Genomic DNA, 17,028 nt, shown 5'->3' with positions numbered 1-17,028 from the left:
GCAGATCGGGAATTAAGTGCTTATATTGCTTCTTGGTATATGGATAAAGGATTAAAATGGGTTATATTAAGGCTGATGGGATAGTTATAAAGGAAGTTAATACAGGTGAAGCCGACAAGATTGTTACTATATTGACGAAAAACAGGGGTAAAATATCGGCTTATGCGAAAAATTCCAGACGTCCGAGAAGCAACCTTGTTGCTGGAACTCAAATAATGTGTTACAGCAACTTTGTGTTGTTTAAGGGAAGGGATATGTATACTATAAGTTCCTGTGATGTATTGGAGCCTTTTTATGGTCTGCGGTGTGATGTAGTAAAGCTCACCTATTCAGCCCATATTCTCGAGCTTGTAAATGACATCATACAAGAGGAACAACCAGCCGTAAAAACCCTTCAGTTGCTTTTAAACACTCTCCATTTTATTGATAAGTCAGACAGAAGTATTGAACTGGTTACAAGAATCTTTGAGTTAAGGTTCCTATCTATTTTGGGCTATGCTCCTTATGTAAAAGGGTGTATCAATTGTGGAAACTTGGAAACAGATAAAATCAGCTTCAGCTTTAAGAAATGCGGTTTCTTGTGCAATTCGTGCAGTCTGGAGGATATAAATGCACAAGCATTGTCTATCGGAGCGGTTAAGGCTATTTACTACATAATACATAGCAATATAAAAGATGTTTTTAGTTTTGAAGTATCTGGTAGTGTTCTTGAAGAGTTAGCTAGCGTAACCAAACGATTTATAAGAGATAGGTTTGATAAAGACTATAGGAAACTGGATTTTCTAAAATCACTTTAGAAAGTCCTTTTTTAAATATGACAAATTATTTAACAATATCAGCAAAATATGACAACAAATTAAACACCTTCCTTATTTCATTTTAAGAATAGATTATATATAATTATACTATATATTAAAAGTGCTAATAATCTTACAATTGGCGGAGCAAATTTCTTATAATTAAATAGTTTTACATGGTATAATATTAAATCATAGGGGAGGCGGTTTAATATTTATAAATATATAAGATGTGGACTTTTCTATATAGCGATATTATCATTTATGTTGCTTTCTACTTCGTGTGCTCTCAATTCAACGGATGGTGTGAGAATTATTAAGGACTCTGATGAAGAAAAAATAAAATTAAGGTTTATAAGCAGTTGGGGCGGAATTGATCCACAAGCAAAGCCATTAAATGATATTCTTAATGAGTTTATGGAAAACAACAAATATGTTGAAATAATTAATGAATCTGTTTCTGGAGATGACTTTCTGACAAAAATCAAAGTTGATTTTGCGTCGGGCTACGCCCCTGATGTATTCGGGTTGTGGCCTGGCTCGGACATAAATGCAATGATCAAAGCCGGTAAGGTAGCAGATCTGACCGAACTTTTAGAAAGTGATCCTGATTGGAAAAATAGTTTTAAAGAAGATGCTTGGAGTTATACAACGTATGATGGACTAATTTATGGATTACCTTTTGAGAGAATATTCGAGGGACTTTTTATAAATAAGGATTTATTTGAAAAATACAACATAAAAATACCGGAGGATTATGAGGAATTAAAAATTGCAGTAATTAAATTCAGAGCAGTTGGAATAACGCCAATTGCACTTAATTATCGCTCTGAGGGAACCTATTTGTACCAGAATATTCTGGCAGCTTTAGGAGGAATACAAGTCAAAAACCCTATAAACGAAGGAATGGTAAAAGATTGCTATGTTGAAGCAATGAAATATATGAAAGAGCTTAACAGTTTAAGTGCTTTTCCTTCTTATGATCAGGCCGTTGAAATGGATAATGATGCACGGGACAATTTGTTCCTTACTAAAAAAGCAGCAATGATTGCACAGGGGTCCTGGTTTGTAGGAAAGATAAAAGAAAATGACAAGACTGTTGACATCATACCCTTTCCTAAAATAAACGATGGAGTTTCAAAAAGCCCGACAGTTATTCATGGGCTTGGATGCGGTACTTTCTATGTTAGTCAGAATGCATGGACTAATAGTGATAAGAATGAAGCATCAATAAGGCTTTTAAAAGCACTGACTTCCAAGAAAGCGGCAGAAACATTTTCATACAAGTCAGGTATGATAAACAATTTAAATATCGATACAATTGGCTTAAAATATAATGACCTGACTAAAAAGGGATTGGATTTGATAGAAAATGCCAATGAATTGGTGGGTCCGCCGGACAGTTATGTTGACAGAACTGCATGGGAAAATATTATAGTAAAGAAGTTTCCTTATGTCTTGGAAGATAAGGAAAGGGCTGTTGATGTATGGAACGAATATTTGGAAAATGTGAGAATGCGTGACCTTATTGAATAGATATATAGATATACATACATAGAAACTAATGTGCAGTACGGGGGCAAATAAATGAAAAATCCTTTTAGAAGGCTTATGCAAGTTTATAAGGACCTTCCTATAAAGCTAAAAATGTTATTAATATCGTATTTCCAGATGCTGATACCGGTTATTATAATTGGCTTTTCAACCTATATTGTTACTGAAAAACTTATTCAGAATAAGTCTATTGATTACTCTATAGATATAATGAGGACCATGGAACTAAGGCTTTCAGACTGTGTAAACAACCTTACAAGGGCATCCCAGGAGCTGCTGTATTATGATGAAATTTATTACCGAATAAAGGATACAGTCAATATAGGACCTGAAAGTCTTGCAGCCTTTGAAAGAAACAAGCAGTGTGCTAACACATTAACCAAATTTATAAACTCCAGAAGCGAGATCCAGGGCATATACTTTGAATCAATTGACAGGGAAGCATTTTCCAATGAAAACAGTAGAATTGCAAAGCTTATAAGATTTGACGAAATGGCTGCAAAGGCAAGACTTGGCAAAGGTAAAGTGAAATGGTTTTTTACCAAGAACAGCACAAAGGCTGAAGAAATATTTTTGGTAAGGACTATTTATGACAGGGACAACTATAAAGAGATAGGCCTCATGGTCATTCATGTAAAAAAGGAGTTTTTTGAGTCAATATACAAGGGGCTTCTAAACGATGATATGCAGGAAATTGCCGTAGTTTCATCCGATAATGAGTTCATAGTAAGCAAAAACAACGATTTTCCCTTGTATGTTGATGAAAAAATCTTAAATGAGACAAAATACTTAGGGGGGTCTTTCATTCATGATGAAAAGAGAGCACTCATTACCTATGTTATAGCCAAGGAACCCAGTTGGAAAATAATATCATATATTCCTCTTAGCCGTCTTTACAAAGACATATACAACTTCAGAACAATAATTATTTCACTGTGTCTAGTTACTGCATTATTATTTACCTTATTAAACAGAAAAATATCAAACGATTTCGTAACTCCAATTAAAAGACTTGTTAGCGGAATGAAAGAAATTCAAAAGGGTACCCATGTTGATGTAGAGGTGGATAGGAATGACGAACTGGGATTCATAACCAAGACCTTTAATGAGATGTCAATGGAAATTAACCATCTCATAACATGGATTTACAGAGAGCAGATTACAAGGAAGGAAGCCCAGCTAAAGGCACTTCAGTCACAGATTAATCCTCATTTTCTGTTTAATACTCTAGAATCAATTAACTGGATGGCGATGCTTAAAAACGTTCCAGAAATAAGCGAGACAGTCACAGCCCTGTCATCATTGATGGAAGCAAGTATAGGCAGAGATGACAAACTTATACCCTTAAGGGATGAATTTAAATATATAGATCATTATATTTCCATACTGAAAAACAGGTTTGAAGACAGGATACAGCTAAATGTCTATGTTGAAAACGATGATATACTTGAGATCAATATACCCAAGCTGCTAATCCAGCCCATTATAGAGAATGCTGTTTATCATGGTATTGGGAATATAAGTGATGTTGGAATAATAAGGCTTAATACCTTTATAAGATACGGTATCCTGGAAATTGAGGTTATTGACAATGGTATAGGGATGGATAAGGAAAGCCTTAAAGCACTTAACGAAACATTGGCACTTGACAATGACACTTATTTCAGGCTAAGGTCAAACGAAGAAAGAAAAAGTATCGGGCTTGAGAATGTAAATCGCCGCATAAAGCTTTTTTATGGAGAAAAATATGGTCTTACAATTACCAGCGAAAAAGATAAATTTACAAAGGTAACTGTTTCAATACCGATTAATGAGGCTTTAAAAGATAAAGAGAAATAGAGATAGAAAAAGCCATTAATATTATAGATTTATAGATATTTGAATTGGGGTGGGGAATTTGTTCAAAGTAATAATTATCGATGATGAACCGATAATCAGAAGAGGTTTAAAAAATGTTATTGATTGGAACAAGTACGACTGTGAGGTGTGTGCGGAAGCTGGAGACGGCTTGTCTGCCATAGAGATTATTAAGGAAATAAAGCCTGATATAATTTTTACAGATATTAAGATGCCCGGTATGGACGGTATTTCCATGATAAGTGAAATTATTGATCTTGTGCCCAACAGTAAAATAATAATTCTAACAGGCCACAGAGACTTCGAATTTGCGAGGGATGCTATTAAATACGGAGTTTTTGAGTTTTTGCTTAAGCCATCCAAGATTGAGGTGTTAAACGATGTCGTTGAGAAAGCAGTTTCACAGCTTAAAAGCGATATTGAGAAATATGAAGAAATAAACAAGTTAAAAGTGCTGTTTGAGCAGAATATTCCTATTTTGAGAGAAAAGTTTCTGTATGACATAATATACGCCATAAATAAAGATCCTAAGGATATCAAGGCAAAGATGGAGCTGTTCGGTCTTGAAATAAACAACTTCTTTTTGATTTTAGTTGAAAATGAAGTTAAGGAAGGAAACGAAAGCAGCTTTGACAGGTATAAGCCTCTTCATCAGCTTGGTATTATAAATACATTCAAAGATTTGTTCAAGGACAGCTTTGATGTAATTAGCATATCTTTGGAAAGTAAGTGGACAGCTTTCATACTTCACATGAGAGATTATAATGATGGCTATGTGAAGCTGGTGGAAGAAAAGTGTTTGAGTCTCCAGCAAATTATTCAAAATTATTATGACTTTAATATATCGGTTTCTGTAAGCTCAGAGGGGGTAGGTGCATTAGAATTGCCTGCCAAACTTAGGGAATGCCATGAAGCACTGAGGTTTAAATACTATTTGGGTAATAACCTTGTTATATTCTATAAGGATCTCAATTCCTTCTTCAAGTACGAAAACTACTCATTACTTGAGATTTACAGCAATGAGCTTTTGGCAGGCATAAAATCCGGTGACCTTAACGAGGTGAGGACCAAGCTCCAACATATAAGAGAATTCATATCCTCGTTGGAAGAGAATGAGCGGAATATGGCATATTTAAAAATATTCTTTGTTAATGTGACTTCTTCCATAAACAATATAAGGCTATCTATAAATGCAGTAGAGGACGATAAAGGGCTTTCTGGGTCAAGCAAAATAAGCAGCTTCTACATATATGCTGAAAACTGTGAAAACATAAAGGATTTAAACTCCCTCCTTGAAGAGGTGGCCATTGATGTAGCCTCAAAAATCAATAATTTTAACAATAAAAGAATTAAATTAATGGTTCAGAAGGCGGTGGATTATCTCCATAATCATTACAACGAGCCTATAACCCTTGGAAGGGTGGCGGAAAATATCTATGTTAGCTCTTTTTACTTAAGCAGGATGTTCAAAAAGGAGCTCGGAAAAAACTTTATTGACTTTCTAAATGAGATAAGGGTTGAAAAATCAAAGGAGCTTCTAAAGGACGGTAAATTTAAAACATATGAAATAGCACAGCTTGTCGGTTTTTCAGACTCCCAATATTTCTCCAAGACATTTAAAAAGTATGCAAATATGACTCCTACCGAATACAGAGAGTCCAACAACAGAGTAAATGAAAAGTAAATAAATGTATACTTGCTGTATCAGTAAATGCCAAGCAAATATGTTTATTATATGCCAAGCTCAGCAATTGAAGCCTTTTAGGGCAAAATGCTATACTTATGGTGAGTAAATATGCCAACCAAGGTATTACATATTACTTAGCAAAATCACAAAGTGGTTTTGTTAATATTAATGTTGTCGTGAGAAATTGAGTTGTTAAATACACCTCAATTTCCTAGATATTAAAAATATAGAAAAATAGGAGGTATATGTGTACTATGAAAAGAAATTTTCTAAAAAGAGTTGCTGTAATTGCAGCTGTTTTTGTGCTCTCAACGGTATTTACCGTTCCAGGGCCGGCGGTAAATGCTGCTCCTGATTACAATTACGGCGAAGCATTGCAAAAGGCAATTATGTTTTATGAGTTCCAGCGTGCAGGAAAGATTCCTGAAAATTCACGCAACAACTGGCGCGGTGACTCAGGTATGACGGACGGTGCAGACCATAATATCGATCTGACTGGCGGGTGGTATGATGCCGGAGACCATGTGAAGTTCAATTTGCCGATGGCCTACACATCAACAATGCTTGCTTGGAGTGTCTATGAAAGCAGGGATGCTTACGTTAAAAGCGGTCAGCTTGAATACATATTGGATAATATAAAGTGGGCAACAGACTACTTTATTAAGTGCCATCCTTCTCCAAATGTTTATTATTATCAAGTTGGTGATGGGCAGGCAGACCATTCCTGGTGGGGACCTGCCGAGGTAGTACTTGAGGTTATGAAGAGGCCATCTTATGTGCTCAGCACAGCTAATCCTGGATCGGCTGTTGTTGCCGAGACTGCTGCTGCATTGGCTTCAGCTGCTATCATATTCAAGCCCACCAACCCCGCTTATGCTGCAGAATGCTTAAGACATGCAAAAGAGCTTTACGCATTTGCCGACAGCACAAGAAGCGATAAAGGTTATACTGCTGCGGAAGGATTCTACGCTTCATGGAGCGGTTTTTATGATGAACTTACCTGGGCTGCCATGTGGATTTACTTAGCTACCGGTGATAAAACATATCTTAGTAAAGCGGAAGCATTCGAGCCAAATTGGGAAAGGGAAGGAATAACTACCAATATTAAGTATAAATGGGCACACTGCTGGGATCAAAAGTTGTTTGGTGCTTTATTGCTCCTTGCAAGAGAAACAGACAAGCCCCTTTATAAAGAAGCTATAGAAAGGCATTTGGATTGGTGGGCAGGTACTGGCCCTGAAAAGATTACATACTCCCCAAAAGGCCTTGCATGGCTTGATAGATGGGGATCTTTGAGATATGCTACCACAGAGGCTTTCCTAGCTGATGTTTATGCTGATTGGCAGGGATGTGCAGCAAGTAAAGCGACCTCATATAAAGCATTTGCAAAGAGCCAGATAGATTATGCGTTAGGAAGTACAGGAAGAAGCTTTGTATGCGGATATGGCGTGAACCCGCCAAAGAGACCGCACCACAGAACTGCACACGGTTCTTGGATGGGATACCTTGACTGTGATATTCCCAACTTCCACAGACACGTGCTGTATGGTGCACTTGTTGGTGGACCTAGCAGCTCAGACGGATATACAGATGATGTTAAAAACTATGAGAACAACGAAGTAGCTTGCGACTATAATGCAGGGTTTGTAGGAATTCTGGCAAAAATGTACGGCAAATATGGCGGAAATCCAATTCCTGGCTTTAAAGCCATAGAAGAGCCTGTAGACGAATACCTGACTATGTCGGCTGTAAGCATTCAAGGTGATGCAGCAATGATAACCATTACACTTGGAAACCAGACCGGCTGGCCTGCAAGAGTCACTGATAAGCTTTCATGCAGATATTTTGTAGATATTTCAGAAGGATTAACAGCAGGACTTAAGCCTGAGGACTATAAGATTGCTGTAAGCGGTACAAGTGCAGCCAAGATTACAGGATTGATTCCCTGGGATGTATCGAAGAATATCTACTATATAGATATTGATTTTACAGGATTTAGAATGTATCCGGGCGGAATCAATAATTATAAAAAGACAGTCAGCTTTAATGTAAAATTCCCTTATGGTTCCAATGCTTGGGACACTAAGAATGATTTCTCGGCACAGGATTTGGCGGCTGCAACAAGTTGGGAAGGATCATTGACCAAATATATACCTGTTTATGAAGCCGGTGTCAAAGTATTTGGTCCGGAGCCGGGAGGAAACCCAAATCCAACACCAACAAAGCCTTCAAGCACACCAACACCAACAAGCTCGCAAACCGGTAGAACTGTTTCAGGTTATGTAAAGCCTGATTTTAACTCAACAGCCGCAGGAATATTATCCGGGTTTACAGTTACATTAGATGGTGCAGGACTCTCAGCTACTACTGATGAAAAGGGCTTCTTCAAGTTTGAAAATGTATCGCCTGTTGTTCAGGGATATGGTCTTACTATCAAAAAGGCCGGCTTGCTCACAAGAACAATAAATAACATAGCTGTATCAAACCGTGATGTTCAATTATCAACTCAAAATGCTCCAATACTCATATGGGGTGGAGACAGCAATCAGGACGGAACTATCAATATGTCGGATATTATGGTTGTTGCCAAAGCATTCAACAGCACATCCGGTGCAGTAAATTACACTACAAGTGCGGATTTCAACTTGGACGGATCAGTTAACATGAACGATGTAGTTATTGCTGCTATGCGTTTTAACAAGACTACAGCGGATTATCCGGCAGTAGTGTATTAATAATAAAATATAGAGAAAAAGCTTAGGGAAATAATTGTTTCCCCAAGCAAAAATTAGGAGGTATAAGTAAATGATAAAAGTCTTGTGTACAAAAAGAATTATTACATTCATCATGATGGTCTCAGTGTTGTTAACCCTATTACCAGTTTCATATACCGTACAAGCTGCAGATCCCCTAAGTGCACCTGGTAACGATGACTGGCTTCATGTAGAAGGAAACAAGATTGTTGATAAGGACGGTAAGGAAGTATGGCTGACAGGTACAAACTGGTTTGGGTTTAATACCGGTTCGGGAGTTTTTGATGGAGTTTGGAGCTGCAACATGAAAACTGCCTTCAAAAACATGGCTGACAGAGGTATTAACTTTTTAAGAATTCCAATGTCTGTTCAAATAATAAATGAATGGGCAGCAGGTATCTATCCAAAAGCTCAGGTTAACGACTTTGTGAATCCGGAGCTCAAAGGCAAAAACAGTTTGCAATTATTTGATATAGCTATGTCAAACTGCAAAGAATATGGCATTAAGGTAATGATAGATATTCATAGTGCTCCATCAGCAGCTATGGGACATACTATACCTTTGTGGTATGACGGATCCTTCACAACTGAAGATTTTTACAAAGCATTAGAATGGATTACCAATCGCTATAAGAATGATGATACAATACTTGCTATTGACCTGAAAAACGAACCTCACGGTAACCCCAATCAGTCTGCAGAGTTTGCCAAGTGGGACAATTCTAAAGATAAAACCAATTGGAAGTATGTTGCAGAAGAAGCAGGTAAAAAAGTTTTGGCAATAAACCCCAACCTGTTAATAATGGTTGAAGGTGTTGAAGCTTATCCGAAGCCTGGGTATGATTATACAGCCAAGGATGCATGGGGAGCGGAAAGTAAATATTACTTCACCTGGTGGGGAGGCAGCCTCAGAGGTGTAAAAGATTATCCTGTTAATCTAGGAACCGGCAACAAGCAATTGGTTTATTCTCCGCACGATTATGGACCTTTGGTTTATAAGCAGAGTTGGTTCTATGACGGATTTACAAAAGAAACCTTATATAATGACTGCTGGAAAGACAACTGGGCTTTTATACATGAACAGAATATCGCTCCGCTTCTTATGGGGGAATGGGGCGGATTTATGGACGGCGGACCTAATGAAAAATGGATGGTGGCTTTAAGAGACTACATGATTGAAAACAAAATCCACCATACATTCTGGTGTTATAATGCCAACTCAGGAGATACAGGCGGTCTTGTTACCCATGACTTTATAACATGGGAAGAAGACAAGTATGCACTGCTTAAGCCTGCACTCTGGCAAAATAAAGCAGGCAAATTTATAGGTTTAGACCATCAGGTTCCCCTTGGTTCAAACGGTATAAGCTTGTCAGAGTATAGTGACGGACCGGTGGTTTCAACTTCACCGTCAACTTCCAAGCCTACACCTACCAGCACAAAACAAAGCAGTACTCCAACTCCAACAGCTACTACAGGTACAACAGGATACAAGGTTTCGGGTTATGTTAAGGCTGATTTTACCGATACATTAAAAAATGGATTTAAGGTTGAAGTGGTAGGGCAATCCTTAAATAAATTAACCGATTCAAACGGATATTTTGAAATAGGCAACATATCGACTGCAATTGCCTCTTATAACATAAAAATAAGTAAGGCCGGGTATGTTTCGAGAACTATTAATAATATCAGCAATTCAAGTAATGCAAGCATCAGCTCACAGTCAGGGCCATTAGCACTTTTTGCAGGTGACCTGAACGGAGATGACAGCGTTAACATGTCAGACATACTCCTATTGGCAAAGTCATTTAATTCAACTAAGGACAGTTCGAATTACAATGAAGTTTGTGACTTGAACGCAGACTCAAGCATTAATATGAATGATGTTATGATAGTGGCAAAAAACTTTAATAAAACTGCTACTAATTATTAACATTTAGAATATATATTAAAACCGTTAAAATTAAATATTAATTAAATTGATACTTATATTGGCGAAACTATAAAATGTTAGTTCGCCACTTTTGTTGTGGTGAGAAATTATGGTATATTTTTAATCACAATTTTTAACCACATTGTCAAATTTAACAAAATCATTTTATGATATTATAGCCGGATATAATTTGCGTTTTGTAATATTACAATTTTGATAAAAATAATATTTTTTTTAAAATAATATTGGAATTCTAATTAAACTGTGCTATAATACTATTGTAATAGATAAGGAAACATTGTTTGTAATGTTACAAAATGCGTTACAAGATCAGAGAGGTTAAAGATAAGTGTACAAGTTACATAACATTCGCTCCTTAGAATAAATAATCTATTAAATCAGGTATTTCTGAAAAGAGATACCTCTTTTTTTTGCTGTATTAAAAAGTGTTATTGATCCTAGAAATTAAAATTGTAATATTACTTTTGTTTTTTGTATAGAAAATACCTACTAAAAAGAATATATATCCGAATAGTTAAAATGATTTGAATTTAGAAAGTTGATTAATAGGGAATAGTGTAATTTATATATGGAATGCTCGGTATTTCTTTAAATTTTAAAAAATTTTAAAAAATATACGAAAAAATATAAAAATTATGTGGTTTTCATCAAAATTGTTTGATATAATATATAAGAAAGCATAAAACAGGGTTGAGTTCAGTTTATTTGATAAATATAGAATACATATCATGTTACGGTAAATTTCTTAATTAAAAAGATCAAAGCACTCTATATCCTTATTGTAGGTATTACTCCATATATTTATATGGAATGATATAAATATAAAAAAATACAAGGAGGAAAATTAATGAAAAGGTTCAAAAAACTATTGGCAGTGGTAGCTTGTGTTTCTATGATGTCCACCTTATTTGCTGGCTGTGGTGATAAAGAAGATCCAGCGGCATCAACAGAACCTTCCCCTTCAGCTGTAGCTTCAGATGCAGTACCAAGTGCTGAGCCATCAAAAGATCCAGCTCAGGACAGAGCAAATCTTGAAGGCGAAGTTTCATTCTGGTACTTTAACAAGGACGAAGCTCCAAACATTGTTAAAGAATTCAATGCAGCTTTCCCAAAAGTTAAAGTTAACTTATCAGTTATTCCTGATAAGGATCAACAGTACCAGAACAAACTTACTTCAGCTATAAGAGCTGGTTCAGGTGCTCCTGATGTATTCGGTGTTGAATCTGCATTTGTTAAGAGATTCATCGACATGCCAGATGCATTTGCAGACTTGACTGACAGAGCAAAGGATTATGTTAGCAACATGGTTCCATATACTGTTGATATAGGAACTGACAAGGAAGGCAAACTTAGAGCCGTAGCTCATCAGGCTGCTGCTGGTGCTTTGACTTTCAAAAAGCCTTTAGCTAAGAAATATCTTGGAACTGATGATCCTACTGCTATTGCAGAAATGATGTCAACTCCAGAAAAGATGTTGGATACAGCTAAGAAATTAAAAGATGCAAGCGGTGGAAAAGTTTCATTGTTCCCAACTTTCGAAGAGCCACAGAAGTTATACCTCGGTGGACGTAGTCAGGGATGGGTTGTTGACAACAAACTTAATATAGACCAGAAGATGATAGACTTTATCGACTTCGCTAAAACTTTAAGAGACAACAAATATGAAGCATCACTCGATCAGTGGTCACCAGGATGGTCCGCTGCTATAGCTGATGATGAAAAAGCTCTCGTATGGGTATGCCCAACTTGGGGTATTCCATGGATAATCGGTTCAAACGACAAGAAGGCTGCTGATGGCGGTAGATGGGGCTTAGCTAAGCCACCGTTCCCATTCTTCTGGGGTGGAACTTGGTTCGGTATGTACAGCAAATCAACTAAACAAGACGTTGCTTGGGAGTTGGTTAAGTACTTTACTACTGACAAAGAATTTATGAAGAAGTGGGCAACTAACAATCAGGACTTCCCGAACAACTTACAGGCTATATCTGAAGGTTCAGCTGAAGACAGCAAGATCATGGGTACAAACGTATTCAAGTTCTATGAGCCATTCGTAAAAGATATCAATGGTAAGATCCTTACTAAGTATGATGATACAATTGAAAATGCATTTATTGATTGTATGAGATCATTCCTTGCTGGTAAGATTAAGTCTAAGGAAGATATGCTCAAGACATTCAAAGATAAAGTTAAGACTAACTTAAAAGATATTACTGTTGAGTAATACTTATAAAGTGAGGGCGTTGTCATAAAGACAACGCCCTTATTTTGTTGTTGTAAAATCATATAAAAAGGCATATAATAAATATAATATTGAAACTGCGATGAAGAGAAGAGTAAGCTTTTGATGTCTTTTACAGAGAACTCCTGAAGGCTGAGAAGGAGTAAAGAATGGAAAGCTGAACATGGTCTTGGAGCTATTGCACCGAAAACCTGACGGTTTTAGGCTGCAACGGATGCACCCGTTATAGTGCCGGAGTATAATCAGGATAAATACTTTCTGACGTACTTGTTGAGGCTGATGTCGTGAGTCATTAGTGAACCGGGGTGGTAACACGAAGTATTATGCTCTCGTCCCCAGGATAAAACCTGGGGGTGAGGGCTTTTTTGATGTCGTTAGAAATTATGGTGCATGCTGCACCACAATTTCTAACGACAACGATCAAATCTATATCACAAGCAAGACTGGTTTTTAAATATGTAGGAGGTGTTGAAAAATGAAAGTATTTATTGGGGGAGCATGGCCTTATGCGAATGGGTCACTTCATATCGGGCATATTGCTGCTTTGCTTCCGGGAGATGTTTTGGCGAGGTACTTTAGATTGAAGGGCTTTGAAGTTTGTTATGCTGCTGGAAGTGATTGTCATGGCACACCGATTGAAATCAGAGCAGGCAGAGAAGGTGTGTTGCCGGAAGAAATAGCAAATCGATATCATGATGAATTTATGGATTGTTTTAATAAGCTGGGATTTACTTATGACATATATGCTAAAACCAATGATTCACATCATATTTATTTTGTTCAGCAATTCTTTAAAGAGCTTTTAAAGAGTGGTTATATTTATTCAAAAAGCATCGAGCAGGTATTTTGCACTGTATGTAATAAGTTTCTCCCTGACAGATTTGTTGCAGGGAAGTGTCCGAACTGTGGAAATAGTGCAAAGGGGGATCAATGTGATTCATGTGGAAGTCTTTTAGACTCATCGTACTTGAATGAGAAATTATGTGGTATATGTGGTGAAACTCCAATTTATAAGGAGTCTGAGCATTTATTTTTAGCATTATCCAAGCTTGAGCATTTTATCAAAGAATATGTAGATGGTTGTTCTAGTGGATGGAGAAATAATGCTGTTGGTCTTTCAAGAAGATATATTGATGAGGGTTTTCCAGATAGGGCTGTGACAAGAGACCTTGAGTGGGGGATATCGGTTCCTGTAGAGGGGTTTGAAAACAAAAAGATATATGTGTGGGTTGATGCGGTTTTAGGGTATCTATCAGCAAGTAAGAATTGGGCAGAGACTTCAGGTGTAAGTTGGGAAGCTTTGTGGGGAGAAAGCTCGGTACATTATTATGTACACGGTAAAGATAATATTCCTTTCCATACCATTATATTGCCGGCATTACTTAAGGCAAACGGTGATTTGCATCTGCCGGACAGAATAGTATCAAGTGAGTATCTAACCCTAGAGGGAAAAAAGATATCAACAAGCCAGGAATGGGCAATTTGGATTCCGGATATTATCCAGCGTTATAATCCAGATACAGTAAGATACTTCTTAATTGCAAACGGACCGGAAAAGAGAGACACTGATTTTTCCTGGAGGGAATTTATAAACAGCCATAATGGTGAGCTGCTAGGTACCTATGGAAATTTTGTAAATAGAAGTCTTGTATTCATACAAAAATCATATGATGGGGAAGTACCAGAAGGGCAGTGTGATCTTAAAATTAAGGGTTCATTGCATGATCTTTATAAAATAGTTGGAGATCTAATAGAGCAGGGGAATTTTAAGGATGCACTTGAATCAATATTTTCATTCATACGGTCAGCAAACAAGTATTTTGATGAAGAAAGACCGTGGATTACAGTTAAGGAGGATCTTGAGAAATGCCGAAATACTTTATATACATGCGTTCAAATTATTGCCAATATTTCTGTATTATTAAGTCCATTTTTGCCAAATACCTCATCGCAAGTATATCTTATACTCAAAATAGAAAGTGTAGACTGGAGTTATAAGCATATACCACCGGGAGTAAAATTAGGGCCAGTTAAAATATTGTTTGAACGTATTGAAAAAGAAAGGATTGATGAGGAGATGAAAAAATTACTAAATAAATAGGGCGTTTGAATTAAAATGGATAGATGTCGTAGTGCTATTATGGTCTATCCATTTTAATTTATATAAATCTTCTAATTGAGTTTGGAACTCTTGCATATTCCTATGGATAAGAATTTTTTCCATAGAACCCATGAATCTGTATAGATGATTTTTTGTTTTAATAATTGGAAGTCCTGAACTTCACCGTCAATTTGATTCATAATATCTGCACTATTACCATAAAAATCAAGATGATTGTAAATCGGGTGTTTCTTATAATTTATTTTTCTCATAATGATTTTTATATATAGGTGTAAATTAATAATAAAAAATATTAAAATTAATACAGTCCATATGTATACAAATATTTCAATGCTTCTTGTTGTATCGAAAATAAAGGGCAAAACTTTTTGCTTATCAATATCAAGATCAGATTCACTCATTATGCTTGAAGGGGAATCTTCACTAGTCTTTACGAGAAGACCTTTAAATGATTTTATATTTTCGTCATACTCTTTAACTTTTATTACCAAATATTTATCACCAATACTTGTCATAATATACTGACCAGTACTTTCGGCTGCAGGTTTTAAAGGATTAACGAACAATTTATAGTTGACATCATAGCTGTAAACTTGCTCAACACCAGAGTGGAATGTATATAGATCTTCAAATTTGAAGTAATATTTTTTTCCGAAGCTATATCTAACTAAAGATTCTTTTCCGTTCAAATAGACTTTTTCTGATGATAAGCCAGTATTTTTATTACTGTCAGCTTTAGTAACAATAATTTCTTTGTCCACGACAAATGGACCAAGTAGCATATTATAATAGTCCGTTAAGAAACCTTTTAATATAGTAAAAATAAGTAATGTAAATAGAATATTTAATATTAGCAAGTTTCTGTTGCATCTAGAGATGTTTGTTTTTATAAAACTGAATTCCATTGTAAAATCACCCCATATAGTATTAAGATAGCATTATCTTTGATATAATGCAAGTAGAGGTGGCAAGAATTAGTCATACCTAATATGAAATGGAATGGCCCAGGATAAATATCGGAGAGAGGTAAAAAGATTTACACCTGATTAAACGAAATAAAAATTTCGTTTAATCAGGAGGAGGATTTTATGATAAAACGTATTTTCTCTTTATGGTGCTAATTCAGTCATTTGTTAGTAAAAAGTAAAAAACTGTAATATATTAAAGCAAAAACTCACACATAAATAGATCCTATAATGTGTGAGTTTTCCTAATAGATGTTTTCTTACAGTTGCTGTAGGAATTAATTAATGAAAAGGTGGTTCAAACCTTTCTATTATTTTTGCATTTTATTACATAAATTATTCAAAATATTATATTAAATGTTAAATAGATTCCATTAGTCGAAGATATATTAATTATGGATTTGAACTTCTTTTAATTCCGGGTTCCAGTTTACTTTAAGGCCAAGGCACTCGCTGACAAACCTTAGCGGGAGATATGTTCTGCCTTTAGATATAAATGGAGCTGATTCCTTGTTTGTTGGGTCGATTAATACAATGCTGTTGTCTATGAGTGCTGAATTTTTTCCAACCCAAAGCTCCACTTTTTTGCCTTCAATTTTGTTTAAATCAACAGCATTAAAGTCTTTCACCGAAATATGGTATGCAAATGCATTATGGCTATATCTGTGATCACCGCCTGAACCATCTTCATCAATAAATATTTCTAATGTATCGTCCTTATAGTAGTCTGTAAGCGGATCGTTGTGGGTATCTGAAATCAAATCATCTACAATTTCAATTAAAAAATACAATCTTTCCTTAGTCCACAAAATTTTGTATCTCCCGCTTAAGTCGGATTTTGACGGTTGCTGACCCAGCCACAGGCTTTCAATAGGTGCCCAATCTCCCATATCCCAGCAACTGTCACCTCCAACACCATCTACTACTGGTATGATGGTGGTAAATTTGGCATTGTATTGTCCCCCATTGGGCCCATCTCCATATGTTAAAAAAAACGAATTTGTTATCATGGTAGTAATAAATGAAATGTATATAATCAATTTTAAAATTAATCTCAGCATATCATTCTTCATGGCTCCCCCTTGTCATTTGTAAAATTA

The 17,028-nt window shown here is 36.1% G+C and carries 10 protein-coding genes and 1 other annotated feature; of the genes, 8 read left to right on the top strand and 2 right to left on the bottom strand.

The window, feature by feature from the left end:
- The first annotated feature begins 56 nt into the window (after positions 1 to 56).
- The 8 genes from recO to metG all read left to right on the top strand — a co-directional run bounded on the left by recO (position 57) and on the right by metG (position 14,942).
- Positions 57 to 797, top strand: coding sequence for a DNA repair protein RecO (recO, locus tag VIO64_RS00250; RefSeq protein ID WP_331914009.1), 741 nt, complete (start codon positions 57 to 59; stop codon positions 795 to 797).
- A 306-nt stretch (positions 798 to 1,103) separates the two neighbouring features.
- Positions 1,104 to 2,333, top strand: coding sequence for an ABC transporter substrate-binding protein (locus VIO64_RS00245; protein WP_331914007.1), 1,230 nt, complete (start codon positions 1,104 to 1,106; stop codon positions 2,331 to 2,333).
- Between the two features lie 51 nt (positions 2,334 to 2,384).
- Positions 2,385 to 4,190, top strand: a complete 1,806-nt coding sequence (locus tag VIO64_RS00240; RefSeq protein WP_331914005.1) for a sensor histidine kinase — start codon at positions 2,385 to 2,387, stop codon at positions 4,188 to 4,190.
- A 58-nt stretch (positions 4,191 to 4,248) separates the two neighbouring features.
- Complete coding sequence (locus tag VIO64_RS00235; RefSeq protein ID WP_331914003.1) at positions 4,249 to 5,892, top strand: response regulator transcription factor; 1,644 nt, start codon at positions 4,249 to 4,251, stop codon at positions 5,890 to 5,892.
- Positions 5,893 to 6,149: 257 nt separating this feature from the next.
- Complete coding sequence (locus VIO64_RS00230) at positions 6,150 to 8,630, top strand: glycoside hydrolase family 9 protein (protein WP_331914001.1); 2,481 nt, start codon at positions 6,150 to 6,152, stop codon at positions 8,628 to 8,630.
- Positions 8,631 to 8,700: 70 nt separating this feature from the next.
- The gene (locus tag VIO64_RS00225; RefSeq protein WP_331913999.1) at positions 8,701 to 10,581 is read left to right on the top strand and encodes a cellulase family glycosylhydrolase; all 1,881 of its coding nucleotides are present in this window, start codon (positions 8,701 to 8,703) and stop codon (positions 10,579 to 10,581) included.
- Positions 10,582 to 11,449: 868 nt separating this feature from the next.
- Positions 11,450 to 12,823, top strand: coding sequence for an ABC transporter substrate-binding protein (locus VIO64_RS00220; protein ID WP_331913997.1), 1,374 nt, complete (start codon positions 11,450 to 11,452; stop codon positions 12,821 to 12,823).
- A gap of 91 nt (positions 12,824 to 12,914) precedes the next feature.
- Positions 12,915 to 13,181: a binding site (T-box leader), on the top strand.
- Positions 13,182 to 13,316: 135 nt separating this feature from the next.
- A complete protein-coding gene (gene metG, locus VIO64_RS00215) occupies positions 13,317 to 14,942 on the top strand; it encodes a methionine--tRNA ligase (RefSeq protein ID WP_331913995.1) in 1,626 nt (541 codons plus the stop codon).
- Between the two features lie 71 nt (positions 14,943 to 15,013).
- Here metG and VIO64_RS00210 read toward each other — a convergent pair whose 3' ends face one another.
- Together VIO64_RS00210 and VIO64_RS00205 are read right to left on the bottom strand one after the other, a co-directional pair.
- Positions 15,014 to 15,868 carry a hypothetical protein gene (locus tag VIO64_RS00210; RefSeq protein WP_331913993.1) on the bottom strand — a complete coding sequence of 285 codons (855 nt, stop codon included), beginning with the start codon at positions 15,866 to 15,868 and terminating at the stop codon, positions 15,014 to 15,016.
- Positions 15,869 to 16,317: 449 nt separating this feature from the next.
- On the bottom strand, positions 16,318 to 17,001 hold the full coding sequence (locus tag VIO64_RS00205) for a sugar-binding protein (RefSeq protein ID WP_331913991.1): 684 nt from the start codon (positions 16,999 to 17,001) through the stop codon (positions 16,318 to 16,320).
- Between the last annotated feature and the right edge of the window lie 27 nt (positions 17,002 to 17,028).

It is taken from the genome of Pseudobacteroides sp., assembly GCF_036567765.1.
Lineage (GTDB): Bacteria > Bacillota > Clostridia > Acetivibrionales > DSM-2933 > Pseudobacteroides.
This window is presented reverse-complemented; position numbering and strand designations above follow the sequence as displayed.